This window comes from Paenibacillus praedii, from assembly GCF_049725345.1.
Lineage (GTDB): Bacteria > Bacillota > Bacilli > Paenibacillales > Paenibacillaceae > Pristimantibacillus.
The window spans coordinates 161,196-183,748 of sequence record NZ_JBMWAM010000008.1; the positions used below are offsets into that span (position 1 = coordinate 161,196).

At 46.8% G+C, this 22,553-nt stretch carries 21 protein-coding genes; 6 read left to right on the forward strand and 15 right to left on the reverse strand.

Annotated elements, in window-relative coordinates; translation table 11 throughout:
- Positions 1-96 precede the first annotated feature (96 nt).
- A complete protein-coding gene (locus tag ACO9K6_RS10170; protein WP_424767450.1) occupies positions 97-381 on the reverse strand; it encodes a hypothetical protein in 285 nt (94 codons plus the stop codon).
- A gap of 1,084 nt (positions 382-1,465) precedes the next feature.
- Between ACO9K6_RS10170 and ACO9K6_RS10175 the strand changes: the two genes are divergently transcribed.
- The gene (locus ACO9K6_RS10175) at positions 1,466-1,594 is read left to right on the forward strand and encodes a hypothetical protein (protein ID WP_424767451.1); all 129 of its coding nucleotides are present in this window, start codon (positions 1,466-1,468) and stop codon (positions 1,592-1,594) included.
- A 70-nt stretch (positions 1,595-1,664) separates the two neighbouring features.
- Complete coding sequence (locus ACO9K6_RS10180; protein WP_424767452.1) at positions 1,665-2,393, forward strand: hypothetical protein; 729 nt, start codon at positions 1,665-1,667, stop codon at positions 2,391-2,393.
- Positions 2,394-2,449: 56 nt separating this feature from the next.
- Here the strand turns inward: ACO9K6_RS10180 and ACO9K6_RS10185 are convergent, their stop codons facing one another.
- The 4 genes from ACO9K6_RS10185 to ACO9K6_RS10200 all read right to left on the reverse strand — a co-directional run bounded on the left by ACO9K6_RS10185 (position 2,450) and on the right by ACO9K6_RS10200 (position 6,991).
- Complete coding sequence (locus ACO9K6_RS10185; protein WP_424767453.1) at positions 2,450-3,985, reverse strand: solute symporter family protein; 1,536 nt, start codon at positions 3,983-3,985, stop codon at positions 2,450-2,452.
- A gap of 3 nt (positions 3,986-3,988) precedes the next feature.
- Complete coding sequence (locus ACO9K6_RS10190) at positions 3,989-4,312, reverse strand: DUF485 domain-containing protein (protein ID WP_424767454.1); 324 nt, start codon at positions 4,310-4,312, stop codon at positions 3,989-3,991.
- Between the two features lie 170 nt (positions 4,313-4,482).
- A complete protein-coding gene (locus ACO9K6_RS10195) occupies positions 4,483-5,244 on the reverse strand; it encodes a LytR/AlgR family response regulator transcription factor (RefSeq protein ID WP_424767455.1) in 762 nt (253 codons plus the stop codon).
- Positions 5,219-6,991: a LytS/YhcK type 5TM receptor domain-containing protein gene (locus ACO9K6_RS10200; RefSeq protein ID WP_424767456.1), complete on the reverse strand. Its 1,773-nt coding sequence runs from the start codon at positions 6,989-6,991 to the stop codon at positions 5,219-5,221. Before ACO9K6_RS10200 ends, ACO9K6_RS10195 begins: the two co-directional genes overlap by 26 nt.
- Positions 6,992-7,307: 316 nt before the next feature.
- Between ACO9K6_RS10200 and ACO9K6_RS10205 the strand changes: the two genes are divergently transcribed.
- Together ACO9K6_RS10205 and ACO9K6_RS10210 are read left to right on the forward strand one after the other, a co-directional pair.
- Entirely contained in the window at positions 7,308-8,474 is a 1,167-nt protein-coding gene (locus tag ACO9K6_RS10205) for an MFS transporter (RefSeq protein WP_424767457.1), read from the forward strand.
- Positions 8,475-8,592: 118 nt separating this feature from the next.
- Positions 8,593-8,739, forward strand: coding sequence for a hypothetical protein (locus ACO9K6_RS10210; RefSeq protein ID WP_424767458.1), 147 nt, complete (start codon positions 8,593-8,595; stop codon positions 8,737-8,739).
- 96 nt (positions 8,740-8,835) lie between these two features.
- On the opposite strand, the gene ACO9K6_RS10215 is transcribed toward ACO9K6_RS10210, so the two are convergent.
- Complete coding sequence (locus ACO9K6_RS10215; protein WP_424767459.1) at positions 8,836-9,681, reverse strand: MBL fold metallo-hydrolase; 846 nt, start codon at positions 9,679-9,681, stop codon at positions 8,836-8,838.
- Positions 9,682-9,947: 266 nt separating this feature from the next.
- Here ACO9K6_RS10215 and ACO9K6_RS10220 point away from each other — a divergent pair, with 266 nt between their 5' ends.
- Complete coding sequence (locus tag ACO9K6_RS10220) at positions 9,948-11,495, forward strand: FAD-dependent oxidoreductase (protein WP_424767460.1); 1,548 nt, start codon at positions 9,948-9,950, stop codon at positions 11,493-11,495.
- A 380-nt stretch (positions 11,496-11,875) separates the two neighbouring features.
- Here the strand turns inward: ACO9K6_RS10220 and ACO9K6_RS10225 are convergent, their stop codons facing one another.
- From ACO9K6_RS10225 to ACO9K6_RS10265, 9 genes are all read right to left on the reverse strand, one after another.
- The gene (locus tag ACO9K6_RS10225; RefSeq protein ID WP_424767461.1) at positions 11,876-13,213 is read right to left on the reverse strand and encodes an MATE family efflux transporter; all 1,338 of its coding nucleotides are present in this window, start codon (positions 13,211-13,213) and stop codon (positions 11,876-11,878) included.
- A 34-nt stretch (positions 13,214-13,247) separates the two neighbouring features.
- On the reverse strand, positions 13,248-14,087 hold the full coding sequence (locus ACO9K6_RS10230; protein ID WP_424767462.1) for a sugar phosphate isomerase/epimerase family protein: 840 nt from the start codon (positions 14,085-14,087) through the stop codon (positions 13,248-13,250).
- A gap of 73 nt (positions 14,088-14,160) precedes the next feature.
- Entirely contained in the window at positions 14,161-15,216 is a 1,056-nt protein-coding gene (locus ACO9K6_RS10235) for an oxidoreductase (protein ID WP_424767463.1), read from the reverse strand.
- Positions 15,217-15,250: 34 nt separating this feature from the next.
- Positions 15,251-16,195 carry an AraC family transcriptional regulator gene (locus tag ACO9K6_RS10240; RefSeq protein ID WP_424767464.1) on the reverse strand — a complete coding sequence of 315 codons (945 nt, stop codon included), beginning with the start codon at positions 16,193-16,195 and terminating at the stop codon, positions 15,251-15,253.
- 23 nt (positions 16,196-16,218) lie between these two features.
- Positions 16,219-16,977: a sugar phosphate isomerase/epimerase family protein gene (locus ACO9K6_RS10245; RefSeq protein ID WP_424767465.1), complete on the reverse strand. Its 759-nt coding sequence runs from the start codon at positions 16,975-16,977 to the stop codon at positions 16,219-16,221.
- A 70-nt stretch (positions 16,978-17,047) separates the two neighbouring features.
- Positions 17,048-18,160 carry a Gfo/Idh/MocA family protein gene (locus ACO9K6_RS10250; RefSeq protein WP_424767466.1) on the reverse strand — a complete coding sequence of 371 codons (1,113 nt, stop codon included), beginning with the start codon at positions 18,158-18,160 and terminating at the stop codon, positions 17,048-17,050.
- A 458-nt stretch (positions 18,161-18,618) separates the two neighbouring features.
- Complete coding sequence (locus ACO9K6_RS10255; RefSeq protein WP_424767467.1) at positions 18,619-19,011, reverse strand: GNAT family N-acetyltransferase; 393 nt, start codon at positions 19,009-19,011, stop codon at positions 18,619-18,621.
- Between the two features lie 117 nt (positions 19,012-19,128).
- The gene (locus ACO9K6_RS10260) at positions 19,129-19,959 is read right to left on the reverse strand and encodes a helix-turn-helix domain-containing protein (protein WP_424767468.1); all 831 of its coding nucleotides are present in this window, start codon (positions 19,957-19,959) and stop codon (positions 19,129-19,131) included.
- Between the two features lie 218 nt (positions 19,960-20,177).
- Positions 20,178-21,104, reverse strand: coding sequence for an AraC family transcriptional regulator (locus ACO9K6_RS10265; RefSeq protein WP_424767469.1), 927 nt, complete (start codon positions 21,102-21,104; stop codon positions 20,178-20,180).
- Between the two features lie 186 nt (positions 21,105-21,290).
- Here ACO9K6_RS10265 and ACO9K6_RS10270 point away from each other — a divergent pair, with 186 nt between their 5' ends.
- Complete coding sequence (locus tag ACO9K6_RS10270; RefSeq protein ID WP_424767470.1) at positions 21,291-22,271, forward strand: aldo/keto reductase; 981 nt, start codon at positions 21,291-21,293, stop codon at positions 22,269-22,271.
- The last annotated feature ends 282 nt before the right edge of the window (positions 22,272-22,553 follow it).

The following is a 22,553-nucleotide window of genomic DNA, read 5'->3' on the forward strand; positions in this document are numbered from 1 at the left end:
TATTTTTATTTAAATTATTCAATTCGCGACCTTTTGGGCATGTTTTATGACTAGCTGCAACCAGCCATAGAAAGCCCGGTTTCGTCATGCAGCTATTCATGTTCCTCTTTTCATAAATTCGTCGACTGATCCGCCATTAATGATATATTCCATCATTTCTTCCGAGCAGGCCCCCAATCCCGTTTTTTTCAGCAGCAGCGTAACGAGCTCTGCCATGTTTATCGATCCGCTCCAGGACGAATAACCGGTAAATTTAAGAAGCTCCATTAACGGTCTTGCTGGCTTCAGCTCGTCTCGATGCGTGATAGAAGGATCTTCAGATAATATTTTCAAAAATTGCTTTAGCATTATTCGCTTCTGCTCCTGATTTGAAACGTTCACCTATGTAATCCTCCTCTCAATCAGTGGCCGACTCATACGCAGTAACATAAGATTGCTATAATTCGACATTCGATACAAGCTTAATTAGGAGGTTCTCATATTAAGAAATTACCATTTGAAAAGGTAAGTCTAGTCTTTCATCCAATACGATGCGTTTGGTTTTCTTCGACTTTGAGTCTAAGTATGCCACAGATTTTTGTAATCCATGAGGGAAGAAAGACATGTAATCGATTAGACTATCATGCTCATTTTCGTAACAGGCTTCATAAGTATACGCTCCTACTTGATAGAGCTAAGTGTTAGTTATTTATCGGCATTTAGATATGATTATAAAATTTTTCGTAAAATGATAGCGCTTTAAAATTTTCTTGACTTCCTGATTCATACTCAGTCAGTATATAGATATACTGACTGCAAGCCTTGTAAAATAAAGGATTATGTCGGGCTATTCCTATGTCATTATTTAAAATAGGTTACAAAAGGATGCCGTATGCATGCTCGAAATCGGGACTATTGACTAAAGTCCTACTTAAACATGCGACTTAGCAGCTCTTCATCATTACCTCTGCCGCTTATGAACAATAAATTAATTATGCGAGACTGCAGCTTTTTAATAAAAATCTAGATTCTCCGTCAAAAAAGACAAGACTTGCTTTAAAAATAACAGCTTATATCGATTAAAATGAAGTGTTCTCAGCTCTGCTCTTTTATAAGTTGGCTGCTTAGTAGGTTTCAGGCACCATAATCTTGCAGCTTAATCATTAGTTATTTCGAAGGGTCATAGAAGATACTGGCAGTCTCTTGGGACAAAAGAACCGGATCGGAAGCAGTCCTACCTATCCAAATAGACAGTGAAGGCATTAACTACAATGCGTTAAGAGTCAGCGGCGCATCGATTGTCAGCATCTCCCCGTCGCATCAATTTCCATAAGGTAAACCTTACAGCATTTCATGCAGGTTATTTGGAGAAGCATGTCAGAAAAATGAGAAATGTTTACCGCAAAAAAATCAACAGCTGGTTCTGTCCATCCAGCATCGCTTCCCTCATAAAGCCGCTGTTAGCGGAGATAGCGCAGGACTTCACTTGATCCTTCATGTACGCTCGCGTCATACGGAAGTAATGTTCATGCAGACAGCGAAGCTAGCCGGCATTCGCGTTTATTCCAGCGCGTTTTATTGGAATGAGGTGCCGGAGCAGCAGCTTGAACGGTGAACAGTTTAGAAAGCAGAGCGTTCATGAAATATGATAAAATAATTTTTATAATCAGAAAGGCGGGGAAGAAATGGTACATGCTTTCATCATTGAACCAAAGACGTATAGCGCCTTCGAAGACGAGGCGGAACAGATCGACAAATGCAAGGAATGGGGTTTGCTTTCTGAGAAAGCCTCCAAAACGAAGTCGTTTTTCTATAAAGGAAACGGCATGAATCTATCCTGCACCATAGTAGGTTATGTCGATGACATGGCTGCCGTCATTCAACTCGACAACAACCAATTGCACTGTATCCACCCCTCCTACCTAAAGGAGATGCAGGCATCAAGCTACGGCCAAAGGACTTTGGCTTCAACGGATAAACCGGCAGCGCGCGAGGACGCAGCGACGGAGATCAAGGCCCGAGTAGCTCCGGTTGCAACAGAGACCATTGAGAGCAAAGAGAGCAAAGCAGCAGAGCCGCCGAAGGAAAAACCAAAAAAAGCAAAAGCGCAAAAGCTCGAGCTTCCCGAGGAAAAGGTTAAAATGAGCGCTAAAGTAAAGGAATTTGCGACGGTGCCTAACCATTTCTCCGATAATGATGACGAAGTCATTATTTATGAGGAGGTTGTCATTACCGAGCCGCAAACCGAGGTCGGTACAGCCTGGTCCAGCCATAGCGCCACGATCAAAAAGCTGGAGCTTGCCATCGGGGACACAATTACATTCGAAGCAAAAATCGCAGCCAAGAAACTGACCAAGCATCCCGTCCCCTATAAAATCAATAATCCATCAAAGATTACAAAGGTAGACGCTTAAAGAGCCAATAGAGGGGGAGCATGCAATCGCATGCTCCCCCTCTATTTCTTACTCGCCTATTTTAAATCACGGATGCCGGTATTCGCTTTAACTAGAATCTCATCATATTTAACATCATCTCGTTTGGACGAGAAGTACGTGCCAATAAATGCGCCCAAGAAGCCTAATGGAATCGATATAATGCCTGGATTGGTAAGAGAAATGAGCGGCGTGCCGACTAAAATCGCTTTGCCCTCGACTGGATTCCACACATTAGGACTGATTGCAACGAGAATAAGGGCGCTGAACAAACCAAGCAGCATCCCAGTAATGGCCCCCGCTGTATTGAATCTTTTCCAAAATACAGTGAACACAAGTACAGGCAGATTTGCGCTGGCTGCTACAGCAAAGGCAAGCGCCACAAGAAACGCAACATTCAGCTTCTGGGCGAACAGCGCCAGTATGATCGAAATGATCGCAACACCGACAGAAGCGAGCTTAGCCGCTTTCACCTGCTCCTTCTCTGCTGCTTTTCCTTTGCGGATAATATGGTTATAGAAATCATGAGCAAAGGCAGAGGCTGCAGACAGCACCAGTCCAGCCACTACAGCCAAAATCGTTGCAAAGGCAACCGCGGATACGAAAGCGAATAAAAACTCGCCGCCAAGAGCTCTGGCAAGAAGCGGCGCCGCCATATTGCCGGCAGCATTCGCTTCAATGATGGCGCTCTCCCCGACAAAAGCCGCCGCACCAAAGCCAAGAAACACCGTCAACACATAAAACAGGCCAATGATCCAAGTCGCGACAACGACGGATTTCCGTGCAGTAGGCGCGTCTTTAACTGTAAAAAATCGAATGAGGATATGCGGCAGTCCTGCCGTTCCAAGCACGAGCGCCAGATTAAGTGAAATCGTGTCAAGTCCATTGACGAATTTGTTGCCTGGATTCAAAAAAGCTTCCTTTAACGAGGTAGCTGTCCGCATTTCATTGAACATATTCCCAATGCTGAAATCAAATTTGGCGAAAACAATAAGAGAAATAATGAATGTCCCCGCTATTAACAGGACGCATTTTATAATCTGTACCCAGCTTGTCGCCGTCATCCCGCCGAAGACGACATACACTGTCATTAGAATGCCTACAATCAACACCGCAGTCGTGTAGTCGAGACTTGGAATCAGCAGCGCGATAAGCGCTCCTGCCCCGACCAGCTGGGCGATCATGTAAAAGATCGAAATAACGATCGAATTTAGCGCTGCAACGCCGCGAATTTTGTTGTTATCAAAGCGGGCGGCGATCATATCTGCCATTGTATATTTCCCTAAATTCCGCAGCGGCTCAGCGATCAGATACAGCACGACCAGATAAGCAACCAGAAATCCGATACTGTAAAAAAATCCATCAAAGCCGTATAATGCGATCATTCCCGCAATGCCCAAGAAGGAAGCCGCAGACATGTAATCACCGGCGATGGCAAGGCCGTTCTGCCAACCAGTCAAGCCTCCTCCGGCCGTATAAAACTCGCTCGCTGTTTTTGTTTTTTTGGATGCATAATAAGTAATAACGAGGGTACCGAGAACGATGACAAGAAAAAGTAAAAATGCTGTGCTCATAGATCATCCCGCCTCTTTATCGTTATTTTTCACTTGGTCCTTCAGCTCCTCGCAAATCGCGTCAAACTCGACGGACTTTTTGGAGTACATAGAGCACAAAACCCAGGTCATAATAAATTGGGCCGCAGCAAATACCCAAGCCCAAGTAATCGAGCCGATTGCCGCTTCATTCAGTACATTGGAGAAAGACGTTAAAATGGGAAGGGTGAAGTAAAACGCAAGGAAGAATAGGGTTAGTGGCACAATAAACCGTTTTTTCTTGGTCATCAGCTTACGAAAGAGCTCCGACCTTGCAACCTCGCTGTATGTCAGCTGTTTCTTTGACAACGCAATCCCTCCTAAATTACATGCTTCAGCTGCTCCACATAAATGAAAGCGCTTTATTTATTATAGCTTAACCTCTTCTTTTCGATTGATTTGCGGCGCGAAATGTCGTATAACATGCCTCAAGTACAAAAAAACAGCCCTGAACGGGCTGTTGGTGCAATGAAGGAATACTATCCCTGCAATAATCGCAGCATGTCCTTGGCGGCAATTCGCGAAACAGGTATTTTCGTTCGATTAGCATCCTTAAGAAGGACGTTGTACGCACCATTAAACCAAGGCTCGATTTCGTTGATGTATTCCAAATTGACGAGATAGCTTCGATGAGGCCGGAAAAATGACGAGCCTAGCTTTTCCTCCAGCTCCTGCAGGGTTTGCTTCGTAGTATAGGAACGGCCATCTGCCATAGAGATACGGGTCACCTTCTCTTCTTTGACGGCGTATAAGAAGTATTCTGTATCCAGCACAACCATACGATCCCCATCATCAACGAGAAGCTTGCGCTTCTGGAATGCCAAAGGTCCAGGCTGATCCGTCTGTGCCTTTGCTTTTAACCCATATCCCGGCTCGTTCTTCCGCATGCGAATGCGATTCAATGTCTGATGCAGCCGTTCCTCCTCGTAAGGCTTTAGCAAATAATCGACCGCTTCCAGCTGGAAGGCTTCCAGGGCATATTGATCGTAGGCTGTTGTAAATACGAGAAATGGCTTTGGATTCAGCTCCTGTATTAGGCGAGCTGCTTGAATACCATTCATTTCCGGCATTTCAATATCAAGAAAGACGGCATCCGGACTAAGCCTCTTCGCCAACGCAAGCGCTTCTGCGCCACTTGCGGCAGCTTGTAGCACCTCAACATCGGGCTCCTTGGACAGCAAATAAATAAGCTCTTCCCTTGCCAGCCGTTCATCCTCAGCGATTAATACTTGAAGCTTCATGATCACGCTTGCCCCCATTCTGGATCGGTATAGAAAAGGCTACTCTCGCTCCTCCCTCCGTTCGGTTCATGAACGAAAGCGAGGATTCTGCTCCGTGCAGGTTGATTAATCTTTGATTCACATTATGCAGGCCAATCCCGGTGCTCCCGCTCCCGCTCATCGGGACTGAGCCAAGCTTATCCAAATAATCAGCTGGAATGCCTGCTCCATTGTCCTCTACCGAAATTTGCAGGCGATCTCCCTCTTGCTTCAATGTGATGAAAACCCGGCCTCCGCTCATTTTTTTTTTAAAACCGTGCTGAATGCTGTTTTCCACAAGCGGCTGCAGCGTGGATGGCGGAATTTGCACCATTTCTAAATTCGGATCGACTAGGCACTCTACCTGCAATTGCTCTTCAAATCTGGCCTGAATAATCGCCAAATAAGTATTCAAATGCTCGATTTCCTGATACAGCGGAATGAGCGGCGATTGCGGCATTTTTAGACTCATCCGCATGTACTGTGCCAGCTTCACCGTAAGCTGCCTGGCATTATTCGGATCAATCCGGATCAGGGTCACGATGGAATTAAGCGTATTGAACAAAAAATGCGGATGAATTTGCGCTTGCAAAGCACGCAGCTCGGCTTCCTTCATTAACGCTTCCAGCTTATCCGCCACCGCAATCGTAAGCTGGCTTGAAACTAATTTACTGAAGCCCTGCGCAAATTCCTGCTCTACCTTGCGGATCTGCTTCGGACTGCGGTAATAAAGCTGAACCAAGCCCGCTGTTTGACCAGATTGCTTAAAGGGCAAAATAATCGCCGCTCCCAGCGCCTCATGCAGTGACTGCAGTAGCTCTCGTCGCAATGCCGTTTGTATTTTTCCAGTACGGATTGCTTGGAGGGATATCTCCGCCGCCACAGCCTCACCAGGCACATGACGGTATGCTCCGATCCCCACGTGAGCGAGGACCCTCTCCGTATCGGTAACAGCAACGGCGTCTGCCTGCAGCTCCCGCATGAGAATAACTGCTGTGGCTTCCGCCGTCTCGCAGGTTAGACCCTGCTGCAAATGAGGCAGAACCATCTCTGCGATCGTAAGCGCTCGCTGGGTTTCCAGCACACCCGCGCGCTCCTCCTCTTTGAAAGCAATCTGTATCATAGCAACGAAAATTGCGATCCCGATGCTCGTCGTGATGACCATCGGGACGCCCACTTGATTGACAAGGGCGATGGATTTTTCCGAAGATGTTGTGAATACCAGCAATATGCCAAGCTGCAAAATAGGGGCAAATACCCCGATGAACATCGCTTTAATCGGAGCGATAATACGCTCCTCGTAGAAAAATCTTGCAACAAGACCTGCCAAAAGCCCAATCAACGGGAAGGAAACAAGATAGGAGGGTCCAGCAAGGCCGCCAAGAAAAAATGCATGCAGCCCTGTCAAAAATCCAGCACCGACACCAACAAATGCGCCTCCAAGCAGGCCGGCCATCACAACGCCGATAAGCGCGGAATGAGCCATCATTTCGTCAGATGCAAGAGATGTGACCCAAAAGGACGAATCCATTCTATCCGGACTGACGATCACCCCCGCATAGGTTCCCATGATGCCAATAATTCCGAATAGTACCGCATACAAGATACTCGTTCGCGCATCGATCGCCTTATCCAACATCGTTCGAAACAGCGGAATACGCGTCATAATAAACATGAGAATGAGCAGCATTCCCATTCGTTCGAACAATAACAGCGCGAGCTGCTCCACACACACTCCTCCTACTGCTCAGCCAAAATGCACGCCTGTAAACGCTATCTTTTTTATCCTAATAGCATAACCTCTTCTATGATTCCAAGCAATCGGGTACTTATGCTAGCGACCGTTTCCTTCCTCTGAAATGGCCGCTTTTTTGTAAAGATTGCTATGAATATAGCTTTTAATAGAAGTGACATTTATGGTATATTACCTCCAGGTCATACAACCAAGGGCATCAATTTCTCTGATTATACAGCCGCCTCGATATAGAGAGCAGCTGCTTTTTTCTATTTCATATCAACTAGCAAATGGTGAAAGAAGCGATCCTATGACTATGAAAGTCAAGCTGCATTACTTTGTGCTCTTTTATGTGTGCATTTATGCCGGCAATGCCGTATATGGCACTTTCCTCCCCGTTTATTTGCAGGATATTGGCTTTCATTCCATCCAAATCGGTACCCTGCTCAGCTTAGGTCCACTAGTGGCTATACTAGCCCAACCACTCTGGGGCGCGCTGGGAGACCGGGCCAGAACCAAAAATTTTATTCTGCTGCTGCTTCTGACGGGAACTGGTCTAACGACCCTGCTGTATCCCCTTTCGACGCAGTATACTTATTTATTGCTCATGATTTGTATATTCACTTTATTTCAAACGTCCATTTTTGCCATAAGCGATACGATTACGCTAGAAGTTTTGGACCGCAACAAAAAAGGCAGCTTCGGGCTTATCCGCTTGGGAGGCACGATCGGCTTTGCCGTGATGTCCCTCCTATTCGGCATTATTGCGCAGAAGCATATTGGCTCTTTATTTCCGGTATATGCCTTCATCATGCTTGTATGCTTCCTGCTGGTTCTAAAGTTCCCTGTTATTGAGGGTCATCAATCGCAAGGGCGCAAAATGTCCATTCTCGTCTTGTTTCGAAATCATACGCTGATGCTCTATTTGGGCATCAACTTTATTCTTCAAACGACGATGGGCTATTACTACGCTTTCTTCCCGATGTATTTCAGGGAGCTCGGCGGAGACAACATCCTCCTCGGATGGGCAATGGTCATCTCGTCATTAAGCGAAGTTCCTTTTCTGCTGTTTGCCGATAAAATCTTCAAACGGATCAAGATTCCTTATATTTTATTAGGCGCTGCGGCAGCCACCGCTGTCCGTTGGTATTTGCTTTTTGTAATTGATGCCCCGTACTGGGCGCTTCCCGTTCAGGCGTTGCACGGGCTTATTTTCATCGTCCTTACCGTCACCATGGCAACTTATATTAATCGATCTGTACCAAAAGAATTAAAGGCAAGCGGACAAACGTTTAACGGTCTACTGAATCTCGGCGTCGCGCGGATCATAGGAAGCTTTGCGGGCGGTATTGCAACACATGCCTTCGGAATGCGAAACGTATTTATGTATAATTCCATCATCGCATTTGTATGTATGGGCATTTTCGGCCTCCTCTTCTGGAGAATGAAGGATCGACAGGCGCAAGCAAACACTTAGGCGCTTACAAAAAAAATCCTGACAGCAACCGTATTTGTACGAATAGCCTATAGAATAGTTATTTATTGAATAAGGAACCATGACAAATCACATACTTCCCTAAAAAGGAGTGGGCAAAATGGATGACAAGAACAATAAAACTGATTATCGCCCGGATATCACGAATTATGATTATGTCTGGGGAAGCGACCAAGATCAATACTTGAAAGAAGAAGAACCGGAGGAAAAGAATTTGCAGCAAGAAAACGAGCAAGATCAAAAATAATCATAACAGAAGCCCGATTGTTGTTGTCCGAATAGCACACAGTACTGTTCAAAAAAAAGCTGTCGACGATGTCGGCAGCTTATTCAAAACGCTCTCTTAATGAATATTCTGATTCACATAGTGTCCATGCTCAGGAACGGCAATTTCTTGAAATTTCTCGACAAGCAGCTTCAGGTTCTCCTTAAGGGACTCTCCGAACATCGGTTCACCATGCCCGGTGATAGCTAAATGAGGTTTTAGAGCTTCCAGCTTCTTCACTGACTGCTCCGCCAAACCCCAATTCGTCGTAAAATATTTTGGCGGGCCGCTAATCTCCTGCTCTTGTGTGATCACTTTATATAACGATTCTTGCTTAACCGTTACAAATGCGTCTCCGGCTATTAACGTGCCGTCCTCTTCTCTATACAACGAAATATGGCCCGGGGTATGGCCTGGCGTATGAATGTACTTCCAGTCAGGCAGCTCCGGCACGCTCCCGTCAGCAGGCAACGGCTTCACCCGTTGATCTAAATTAATGCCGTCATGAGGAAAGAACCGTGACAGCTCCGATACGAGACCACCATCTACAGTTGGGTCTGCAGGCGGATAATCTTCCTTCCCTGTTAAGTATGGCAGCTCCAGCCCATGCGCATATACAGGTACATTCCAATGCTCAACCAATTCAATGATTGCACCAACATGATCAAAGTGCCCATGGGTTAAAATGATCGCCTTAGGCCCTGACTCGAAGCGCGCTTCCGCCGCTTTGATTATTTTTTTGGCCGATCTTGGCATACCGGCATCGATCAGTACCCAACCGTCCGTTTTCTTATCAGGGTTCCCGACAAAACAAATATTAACAATTTGTATAGGATAGTAAAAAATATCCGGACGATAAGCAAGACCCTCTCCGCTCGCGACCGAAGTTAACGGCAGTATCGTATGCTCAAATGAGCTTTCCATCGCCACGCGCCTCCTTATTTTCCATCACACTCCCCCATAAAATGTCCTAATATAAATCGTTTATTCTATTCTCGGCTTTGCAGGATCGCAATTCGGCGGTGCAGCCGCACCGCTTTCGGATAGCTTTAGCAAGTAATAGCCTGAAAGCTCAATCGCTTTGTCTACCATATGATTAATGAATGTCGGATGTTGACATTATTTTCGAATATTTTTTATGAATTCGTACAAATTAAAGGAGCAGATTCTCTATAAGCAGGAGGTATTTCATGACAAGTTCAAAAGCCTTTCCCCGGTTTCCAGAGTCTTACTGGTCCGATTCAACAACAAGCCTCCCCACTTATCCTAAGCTCGAAAATGATAGAAATGCCGATATTTGTGTCGTTGGCGGAGGAATATCCGGGATAACATCAGCTTATTTGCTCACACAAGCAGGGTTCAAAGTCGTTCTGCTGGAAGCGGGCAAGCTCCTGAACGGCACAACGGGTCATACGACTGCGAAAATAACCGCTCAGCATGATTTAATCTACGATGAGCTCATGAAGCGCGAAGGCAAAGAGAAGGCATCGCTATATTACAACGCAAACGATGAAGCGCTCCGTTTTATTCGGCATACCATCGATCATTTGAAAATTAATTGCGGCTACTCCACTCAGGACGCCTATGTGTACACCAACTCGGAAAGCTACATCAATCATTTGGAGAAAGAAATGTTTGCTTATTCTACTCTCGGGATACCTGGCTCTTATATGGACCATGTCCCTTTACAAATCCCCGCTAAAGCGGCAATTAAGATGAATGGCCAAGCTCAATTTCATCCTCTTCATTATTTAATTGCTCTCGTCAAAGGATTTGTGGAAGCTGGTGGTGAAATTTTCGAGAACACGACTGCTGTTGATGTTGAGAACGACGGAACGTTAGCGAAAGTGATTACGAGCGAGGGGCGCCATATCGCATGCAAGCATGTGGTGTCCTGCACGCACTTTCCCTTCCACGACGGCGGCGGCTTTTATTTTGCGAGGATGCATGCGGATCGCTCCTATGTGCTTGGGATCAAGGTCGAGGGGGATTATCCGGGCGGCATGTACTTAAGCGCCGAGGATCCTAAACGATCCATTCGCTATGCTGAAATGGAGGGTCATCACAAGCTGCTGCTTGTTGGCGGGCAAAGCCACAAGACAGGACAAGGGGTATGTACGATCAACCATTACGAAGAGCTGCACAACTATGTCAAAGAACATTTTGACTTAAAGGAAGTCACGTATAGATGGTCAGCTCAAGATCTAGTTACAGGTGATAAAATCCCTTTCATTGGACGAATAACCTCCTCCTCTCCTAATATATTTGTCGCCACTGGCTACCGGAAATGGGGTATGACAAATGGTACAGCAGCCGCTTTGCTTATTAGAGATTTAATTTTGGAAAAGGAGAATCCTTACGAGGAGCTTTATTCGCCATCTCGCTCCATGTCATGGAACACGATTAAAAAGCTCGTTGTAGATAACGCTGACGTAGCGAAGCATCTTATTGCAGGGAAGCTTGAAATGGTATATAAACGACCAGAAGATTTGGCGAATGACGAGGGAAGTGTCGTAAAGGTGCACGGCCGGAGAGCAGGAGCCTACAAGGATAAGGACGGTCAGTTATATCTCGTTGATACAACCTGTACGCATATGGGCTGTGAAGTGGAATGGAATAATGGGGAGCGTACATGGGATTGTCCTTGTCATGGCTCAAGATTTTCGATAAGCGGCGAGGTTATGGAAGGTCCTGCAGAAAAGCCGTTGAAAAAGGTGCTGCAGCAGCAGGCTTTCTAACGTAATGTTTTGAAAATCATTGGATAACGACCTAATGTCTCTCAAATCCATACTCCGCGAAAAGGACATTGGTTATATGCCATCTTTGCAATTGGTGGAATTGCTATGTTTATCATGTTCGGTTTTCTCTATCCTATCCATGAGGTTCATTGGCGGAGTAGGGATAGGCTTTGCTTTGCCAAGTCTGGATGCCCTCATAACAGAAGGAATCGAGAAAAAGCATAAAAAAAACTGTCCCCACGACATGAAGTGCCGTTACGGAACAGATTTTCTTGTTGCTTCTTTCGCTGAACTTCCTGTACCTTGTTGGTGCCGAACTGTCCCGCTCCTTCCAGCACGAACAGGGCATTGTTTAAAGCTTCCTTCATCGTCTTATTTTCTTAAACTGCCGCTTCTTCCTTCCGCTGCACGAGCGCCTTCCTTTGCCATGCCTTGCTTCGCCAGCGCAGATAGAGGATCAGCCCGCGAATCCATTCATCCATAATAAACGCTGTCCAGATGCCAAGCAGGCCGTATCCCAAATGAATGCCGAGCAGATAGGTCATTGGTACGCTGAACAGCCAGCTGACGGAAACTGCTCCGATCATGGCAAACCGTGCGTCGCCCGCTGCGGCGAGTGATCGTTCAATAATGATGTTGAAGTTGCGGCCCGGCTCGAGCAGAAACCCGAGCAGCAGCAGCGTTGCGCCCATCTTGATGATCGATTCATCGCTCGTGAACAGCTCCAGCAGCGGCACCCGGAACAACGCGATGATTGAAGCCGCGGCCAGTGTAATCAACATGCTTACGCGCAGGTTGCGGTACACGGTACGATAGGCCATCTCCCGTTCACCGGCGCCGACCATGTGGCCAATAATGATCTGCCCGCCCCGCCCGATGGAAATGGTCAGGACGATGACAAGAAAAACGAAGTTCATCGTATAGATCCGGGTCGTGAGCGCCGCTGTTCCCAATGTCGCGATGAACGCCGTCGTGACGAACTGACTCGCGGAATACGAACAATTGCTGATTGAGGACGGCAGGCCGACGCGGAGCACTTTATCCACATGCTCCTTCGTCCAGTGCGTCAGATCCGCCCAGGTGAGACGGACACCGGACACCTTGCGAAGAATGATCAGGTTGACGGCCAGGCCGATCAGTTGAGCGATTGCCGTCGTAACGGCAACGCCGGTGACCCCAAACTTCGGGAAACCGAACGGGCCGTAAATGACCAGGTAATTGCCGAACAGGTTCAGAACGTTCATCCCGATTGTGACCATCATCGTGTGCCGTGTAAACCCATGCGACTGAATGATCGCCGTTACAGCGGTCAGCACGCCCTGAATGACAAGCGCGGCACCGGCAATTTGGAGGAAACGCAGCGCCATATCGAAAACCGCAGGTTCTAGTCCGAAAATGCGCAGCAGCGGACCGGCAAAGCTGACGACTAGCACACTGACCAGAACACCAAACAAGAAATTGATGGCGATGGAAGACGAGGCCAGACGGCTGATCTCGTCATTGCGGCGTGCGCCCAGGTATTGGGTTATGACGACTGCCGAACCGACGGCAATGACATTAAACATAAGTACGACGAAAATCAAAATTTGGTTGGCTACGCCGACAGCGGCCACCGCTTCGTCCGACAACTTGCTCAGCATGAACGTGTCTGAAATGCGCAGAAACATCTGCAGCGCCGATTCCACGAAGATTGGCCAAGTCAGCGAAAAGAGCGACAATTTGACGGTCGTCCTGCTTCCCTCCTTCATTGGCTTAACCCGAGGCAATGACCGAGTAAGCTTCTTTGGCTTTCTCCAGTCCATACTTCGCAATGTCAAGCGCGGAACGTCCGCTGAAATTTTCCATAAACAGCTCTAGCGACAAATAGCCCTCGTAGCCGGAAGCGTGCAGCAGCTGCGCAATACGGGCAGACGGAGCGATGCCATCGCTCGGGAATAGCCGGTCCTTGTCAGTGATTACTGCGCGCGCCGGTTCGGACGGGTAGTCGTTGACGTGTACGATCCCGATGCAGTCGCCACGGAGGAATCCGAGCCCTTCAACGTCGCTGCCGCCGATGTACATGTGGAACGGATCAAGCAGCAGCTTGGCGTCTTGGACACCGCTCTGCATCGCGACATAAAGAGCTTCACTTAGCCGATTCAGCTTACTCGCCCGACCCCAGAACTCGAGATACGGCTCAACACCAATGCCCCGTGACAGCTCTGCCAGCTTCGCGAACTGTTCGGCCATATCGTCGAGTGATACGTTGGCAACGCTGCCGAACGGTGGCGCTGCCGCTGCAGCGCAGCCCAGATCGACGAGCAGCTCCAGTTCGCGCTTGGCATGCTCGAACCCGATGCGGCGAGCCGCCGCCTCCGAGTCAGCCCAGGTCCAGAAGGCGATCGCGTTCACCACGGCAATACCTGTATCTTCGATTCGGCGCCGCAGCTCAGGCAGCTTGCCGCCGCCTTCCAAATAGGCGTCGATGTCGCGCACCCACAGCTCGATGCCAGCGTAGCCCGCTTCCGCCGCGACTGCGATTTGTTCCTCGACACCAAGCTTATAGGGAAACAGCGTCGACGTGTTGAGCGAAAGCTTAAATGGAAATGTCATGCATGAATGCCTTCTTTCATTAATTGATACATGCGAAATACTTTATAAACTGTTATTTCGTTAAACGCTGCAATTAAGGCGTCACCTCTACCGTACGCTGCTCCCTCTCGCTCTGCAAGCCAAGCTCGATTAGCCTTACGGCCATACGGGCATCCTCCGGCTTCACCGCAAGCTCTGCTGTTCCAGCGATCGCTCCGGCTACATTACGGTAATAGTCCTGATAGTTACCGGGAATTGTCTGAATTCGCCCGCTAAAATGCAAGCCGCCGAACGCCGCTTCAAGCGTACCCCAGTTGCTTTCCGGTTCCGCGCCCCATCCCGGCGTTCCGGGCGTAAGGCCAGCTTTAAGCGCATTTTCCTGAGGATCATCGCCATATTTCACGAAAGATCCGGCAGTGCCATGCAGCGTATAGCGCGGTCCCGGCTGCCTTGCCAGCAGCATCGAACGAAGCGCTAACCGCAAGCCCCCCTCATAGGTCAATGTCACGTCGAATGCGTCGTCGGACAAGGCGCCGTCACGAAGCGTACGAATATCCGCCTTAATCGAACGAGGCATTCCGAACAACGACAGCGATTGGTCGAGGAAATGCACACCCAGATCGTAAAAAACGCCCGTACCCGTACCGCCGCCGTCACGCCAGCGCTCCGGGTTCGCTATCGGAAAGAAGCGTTCCCAACGGAATTCAGCGTCCGTCAGTCGTCCAACAATCCCTTGCCGAACAATCTGACTCAGCGTGAGAAAGTCGCCGTCCCAGCGGCGGTTGTGAAAGACGCTGAGCACAAGCCCTTTCTCGCGAGCCAGCTTGATAAGCTCATCCGCTTCAACCGTCGTCGTCGTGAAGGGCTTCTCGACGACAACGTGTTTGCCAGCTAGCAGCGCGGCCTTGGCGAATGAATAATGGTCCGTACTCGGCGTCGTAACGACGATCAGATCGATTGAAGGATCAGCATAAAGTGCTCCCGTATCCCGGACGATCTGCACCCAAGGGTACCGTTCCTTTGCGGTTTTCCCGCTACGCTGCACAACGGCTGCAAGCTGCAGCTCAGGTACTGAAGCGATGACAGGCGCATGAAATGTTTGTCCGGCAAAGCCGTAACCGATAAGCCCGACGTTGATTGGTTTTCCCATGCCTTGATATGCCCCCTTCTTTCTTCCTGTAAATTCATTGCTTTAATGCCTCAAATCTCTGGCCCAGGTGAACGATAGACCGTTCATTGGCCCAAAAATTGTACAAAATCCGGTTCGGCGGATACAGCGAATCACTGGCGCTAACCGGAACAAGATCTTTGTAGATCGGATTGTAATGCTTTTTGCGATATTTCGTTGCCGTCATTCCCTTGACCGACTTAAAAACCCGGCTGAAGTAATTCTCATCCGTAAAGCCGACCGCATACGCCACAGTCTTCACGCTCTGCTCTTCATATAGCAGCAGCTGGCAGGCACGTTCGATCCGCCTGTAAATAATTTCTTCACGCGGTGACCTACCAAGATGCTTCACGAATGAACGCGAGAAATGCTCGTGCGTCCAGCCAATCGTCTGCGCCAGTGTTTCCACGGACAGCGGTTCATTCAGGTGCTTCTCGATGTAATCAAGCGCCTTCATCAGCTGCGGAGGAATCCGACTTGTCGGCGAAGCCATGGGACTGTCGGCAATCAGGCCGTTGATCTCGTACAGAAGCGCAAGAAGAAGCGTGCTGCCTCTCTGCTGCGTTCGATCCGGCATCGAATATGTGATGTACAAAATCTGCTTCATCATACCAACCAGCAGGTCACTTCCCTCAGACACACACGACGGGCCGCCCCGCTTCAGAATATCCAGATCAGGCATCATCGCTTGATTCCGTTCGAAACCAAAATGTATGAATAGATGTCTTGCCGGCTGATAAGAGTCGTATTCATATAGATGACGTTCACCCGGACGCGTAATAATGAAGCTAGGTTCACGCAGGACATAGACTTCGTCTTCCACCTGGTACACGCTGCCCGACCCATCCGGGAAAAATAGCAGCTCATAGTCTTCGATGATCCGCGGACCTAGGCCGGTCCCGGATTTTTTCACGACATCGCCCGCAATGTGGATAATTGGCAAATGATCATTGGTATTCACGGGAACCGCCCTCCTTATCCCAGTTACGGCTGCATGATGCCGAGCTTCGTTAAATTCTCGTAGCTGATGCGCAGGCTTTCAAATGGATCACGCCGGCTCTGGTCCTGCTCTACGACGAGCCACTGTACGCCGATCTCCTCCGCTACGCCGGCAATTTCCTTAAAGTCGAGCACGCCCTCGCCAATCTCAGCAAAAAACTGCTCTTCCCCTTTCTCCACATCCTTTATGTGCAGCATCGGTGCACGTCCCTTAAGCTTTCGAAGATAGGCTGCCGGATCCTCGCCGCCCTTTTTGATCCAATAGGTATCAAGCTCGGTCTGTACGTATGCCGGATCCGTTTCGCGCAGCAGAATATCGAGAGCATATTCGCCGCCGAATTTTTCGAATTCCCAATCGTGATTGTGGTACAGGAACGTAATGCCTCGCTTGTTGAGCGCTTCACCGATCGCATTCATTTTTTTTGCTTTCTCCAAAATGTCCTCACGGGATGAGAAGCGCAGCGAAATGGCGACGAAGCGTCCGCCGTCCACCTCTTCCAGGTAATCAGCGATCGCATTTGGGTCGAAGTCTAACGTATCGAAACCCGCATGCGTGCCTACAACCTTTAGTCCCAGCCCGTCAAGCAGCGCTTTCTGGCGGGCTACCGTAATCCCTTGCGGCGGACGGCCGATTTCGATGCCTTTGTAGCCGATCGCAGCTACCTTCTCCAGTGCTCCCTCATAATCCTGCGATAACGCCTCACGAATTGTATAGGGCTGAACAGCAACAGGGAATTGTTTCATGAATGAATTCACCTAACCCTTTCAGTAAAATGATAGACAGTCTATTTATGAGAACTTAATCGACCGGCGGTTAAGCGTCTAGCGTATTGTATTTGAGACCAATTGGCAGCGGCTTAGGACGATCGACAGTTGATTGAAGATGAATGTGCCTCTCCGTCTCGGAAGCTTCGAAAATGCCGAGCGAAATGTCGAGTACGTGACGGGCAAGACGTCCACTTGCGCGGTTCGCGCGTCCGGACTGGATCGCGTATGCCATATCGGCGACTCCCATGCCGCGGCCTTCCTCAGCATAAGGATGCGAATGAGGAATTTCCTTCGTTTCGCCGTTCGCAAACTTGATCATTATCGTGCCGCCGAAGAAATTCGGATCCGGCACGAGCAGATTGCCCTCGGTGCCGTAGATTTCAAGGCGGGGCGAATAACCGAAGCTTTCTTTGGCAGCCTGAAAGCTGCCGACAGCACCGTTAACGAAATCCAGCACCGCCGTAACGTTCGTTGGCGCTTCCACCGGAACCAACTGCCCGAAAGCGTGCGATTTCGGATTAGTAACCGTGATTTCCTTGTACAACTGTTGTGCGGAGCCGGTGACGCGGCGAACCGGTCCAAGAAGCGCGACTAGTGCTGTCAAGTAATAAGGCCCCATATCCATAATCGGATCGCCGCCAAGCTTCAAGAAGTTCTGGAAGTTCGGATGCATGCCGCCAGATGCGTTGCCCATGATGATCGTGCCGCTAGCAGCATATGGCGTACCAATCCAGCCGTCGTCGATCAGCTTGATACAGGTCTGGATACCAGCGCCAAGAAACGTATCGGGAGCGCAGCCCACGAGCAAACCTTTCTGTTCCGCCAAGGCAAGCACCTCGTCCGCATCTGTGCGGTTCAGGGCAAATGGCTTCTCCGTATAGACGTGCTTGCCTGCTTGAAGCGCTTTCAAGTTAAGCGGTGCATGTGCCGCCGGTGCGGTCAGGTTGAGAACAATTTCAATTTCCGGGTCAGCGAGAAGCTCGTCCACCGTATATACGTTCGGGATATTATACTCCTTCGCCCGTTTATGGGCCATCTCCGGCAACAGGTCCGCAATGGCCTTGACCTCCAAAATGTTATCGAACATGCCAGTACAGTTCTTCAAATAAATATTGCTGATCACGCCCGCTCCGATGATGCCGATCTTGATTTTGCGCATGTGTTTCTTCCTCTCTACTGATTATCGAATTGGATTGCCTGCTCCTATTATCGCGCACGAACGAACCGATCTCAATGGATCATCCCGCACAAAAACTGGATTAATTTGATATTCCCTTCTCTTCATGCGATCTTAATCATTAACATATAATCAGAGACAGGTAAACGCACGAAATCTATTTTATGCGAGATAAAAAAAGCTGGATGGTCGGTTGATCCGTCCCATCCAGCAGCAATAATTTGATTCCTAGGCTTATATGATATAAGGATTAGCCTCTATCGTTTCTGCTTTTGCAACGCCTTCTTCTAGTGTCATACCGGTAAAATGCATATCCTGCCTGCTCTGGTTCGTTCAATTCGGAAGCTCATCTCAAAATCCTCGATTGGCGTTTTCCAGTAATCCGTTCTGTACGCAATTTGCACTGCCGCTGTCTTTACTGAACTAACGTATCCTTTAGCTTAATCTTTTCTCCACAGTCCTCCAGAGCAGGGAACAAATCCACAGTCTGAATAGAACGATTTATGTTTTGAATCGTAGGTTAACGTCACAATCTCTAATCCGAACCGTTCCGCTTCTTCGAGTAATTTTTTTACTAAGACTTGACCAATTCCTTTCCTTTGATGTTGCGGATGTACAATTATATCTTCCATGTAACCGTGTTGTAGACCCATTCCAGCAATATAACCAAAAGCTACGAGTTCATTCTTATCATCCCTTAGACCAGCCCAAAAATTGCAACGCTCAAATAGAGTTGGATAATCAGAATGTCGACCATCCCATCCCACTAGTTCTCTAAGAGTTGGGACTTCATGAGGTTCTATTGGTAAATTAATGACTACCTGTTGTTTCAATTTATTGCCCCCTTAGAGAATCTCTAGTATTGATGAAGTTATACCGCCCGTTAGCTTAATGAAGGACCCTCCGCTGGTAGTCCTCATGGCATTGAACAACTATCGTTCTCCGTTAGTTCAATCTAACTTGATAATTTTTTGTGCAATAAGTTTAGTCATTGCATGTTTGTGAGGAATCCCTGATGAATTGCAATCAAACACAATTTCCGAGCTATCCTTTATAAACCAGTCTTGATAATGCGTAAGTAGTTCGCCTGAACGCCACATAAATGAATTTGATTCCTTTTCAGGTGGAGGTGCGATAAAAGGCTTATTTACAAATACATTTAGGACATGGACTCCATATGGGTTAGTATACTGTTTATAATTTCTAAATATTTCGTCACGATACTCAGGCTTTATATAGTTTAGAACACCGCTTGAATAAATTACATCGAAATAAGCATCCAAACGAAAATCCAAAATATCCGCTTTAAATACATTAACATGCACACCTATTTTGTCAGCTAGTCTCTTTGTCTTTTCTACCCCAGCATCCGATATATCGAATGCGGTAACATCATAACCATTCCTTGCAAAAAATACAGCATCTTTCCCTTCACCACAACCAATGTCCAAAAGCTTTAAATGCCTTGTAGGCGGCATTAACTGAATGGTTTGATAGCATGCCGAATTAGGCTCAATGCCCCAATAATATTCCTGTGTTTTATATTCTTCCTCATAAATGGATACTTGCTCATCTTGTGATGCATACCCAATAAGTTTGTCGATGCTTACCCTTAATATTTTCGATATCTCAGGTAACAAAGATATATCAGGCATTGTTTGGGCATTTTCCCACTTAGAAATAGCTTGAAAGCTAAGCCCTAGTCTCTGGGCAAGTTCTTCTTGTGTAAATCCCCGTTCCTTTCGATATCTGCTTATGTTTCTTGCTAATTGTTCTTTCATGATTTTTCACGCTCCTTGTAATTCCAATTGTATTGTCGTCGCTTGGAATCAACAATAACTTCTAAATTGAGTTTTTATATAATTCAACCATCAGTTGAGTTATGGCGATATTTCAGCATTACTGCCAAATAGCTTAACGAGGCTGCCAAACATATTCGTGGCAGCCCCGTCCGTTTCCTTTATTTAACTATCGCCCCCGTTTGTTTAAGTACAATGCTTCACAATCTGTTACTTTTCGTAATATAAACGTCGTTCTCTCTCATTCTGTTTAAATCTAGTCTAGGTGGAAAACCAAACATTCGGGAATATTCTCGACTGAATTGCGATTGACTTTCGTACCCCACCCTAAATGCAACTTCGGCTACATCTGTTGATTCAGCTAATAATAAGCGTCTAGCTTCCTGCAATCTTAATTGTTTTTGAAACTGAATGGGACTCATAGCTGTAACCTCTTTAAAATGTCGATGTAGCGATGAGAGACTCATATTCGCAATTTTGGCAAGCTCTTCTATTCGAAAAGATTTTTCAAAATTATTCATGATATGGTCTATAACCTCTCTTATTCTAGAGGCATTGCTACCTTCTAGAGCCATTTGCTCAAGTGCTTCACCATGTGGACCTTGTAAAATCCAATAAATAATTTCTTTTTTATACAATGGAGCAAGAATAGAGATATGTTTTGGATTCTCTAATAAACGAGCTAATCTAAGTACTGCATCTAACAAAGATGGTCCTACTTTGCTAACGAACATAGCTCGTTTAGTGTTCTTACCCTGTCCAATTTGATAATCCGTTTCATTTAAAACCTCTAATATTTGGCTTGGTGTGAATTCAAGTTTTAGAGCTAAATAGGGAGATTCTGTTGAGGCTTTGAATACTTGACCTGTTACTGGCAAGTCAACTGAAGCCACAATATAGTGACCAGGACCATACAAAAATCGTTCCTCTCCAAGCAACACCTCTTTCTCTCCTTGGAGGATAATGCAAAACGAAGGCTCGTTAACTCTAGAAATAGGTTCAGTAATAATGGATTCACGTATGACAAATAAAGATGGAATAGGCGTAGGGTGAACATCATCCTGCTTTGAAAAGTCTTCAATGAGTTTAGCAAGTTCACGTTGGTGGTTGTATGTTTTCTCAGACATAACTTGTTCTCCTTTTTTTCATCTTCGTTCATTATATCCAATAATAAATTCTTCAGTAAGATGCTTTTAGAGGATTAGGCAAAAACTTAGTAGAATTGTGATAATGGTTTCTTTATTTTTATGACATAATTAATTGTATACAGGTCACGATAAATGTGTCTTATTAGGAAAGAGAGGAACAATTAAATGGAGTATGTGAAACTTGGTAATACAGGCTTAGATGTATCTCGATTTTGTCTTGGATGTATGGGTTTTGGAGATGCTACCAAATGGCTTCACCAATGGGTACTTAATGAAGAGGACTCTCGCCCCGTTATAAAAAAAGCACTTGAATTAGGGATTAATTTTTTTGATACAGCAAATGTATACTCCCTTGGAACAAGCGAAGAATATCTTGGACGAGCTCTAAAGGATTATGCGAATCGTGATGAAGTTGTAATAGCAACTAAGGTACACGGACAAATGCATAAAGGTCCAAATGGTTCTGGTCTTTCCCGAAAAGTAATTATGAGTGAAATTGATAACAGTCTTAAGAGGTTGGAAACTGATTATGTAGACCTCTATATTATCCATCGTTGGGATTACAATACCCCTATTGAAGAAACGATGGAAGCGTTACATGACGTGGTGAAGGCTGGAAAAGCTAGATACATCGGTGCTTCTGCCATGTTCGCTTGGCAGTTCCAAAAGGCATTACATGTGGCAGAAAAAAATGGTTGGACGAAGTTTGTGTCCATGCAGAACCATTTAAACCTAATCTACCGTGAAGAGGAACGAGAAATGTTACCTCTTTGTAAGGAAGAGAAAATTGGTGTCACTCCATATAGCCCTCTTGCATCGGGGAGATTAACGCGTGACTGGTCAGTAACAACGCATCGTTCCGAGACAGATCAGGTCCAAAAGTCTAAATATGATGCAACTGCTGATTCCGACCGATTAGTTGTGGAGCGTGTTGCATCTATTGCAGAAAAACACGGTGTACCTCGTACACACATTGCACTTGCTTGGTTACTACAGAAAGAACCAGTAACTGCTCCTATTATTGGGGCTACGAAAATATCACATCTTGAAGATGCTGTAGGAGCTTTGTCAGTTGAGCTAACAACTGAAGAAATTGCATATCTTGAAGAGCCATATGTACCTCATCCAATAGTAGGTCATAATTAATTGGATTAAATTGTAGAGGAAAACCCAATTTTCCATAGTAGGAAAATTGGTTTTTTTACATTAAGATTTTTTTATATTGCTTTGTAAAGGGATGTACTTAAACTATCCTGCCAGTTAGTTTAATAAAAAGAGCAGGCTGCTGTTGCGCCTGCTCAACAAGATTTTATTCAACTAACGTGTCCCGTTGAAGCATCTCAATCCAATGGTTCTGCTTCCCTTCCCCGTTCGTCTAGGAATGAATAACGTGAAGACGGTGCCATGTTGCTTCCCATTTTTTTGACG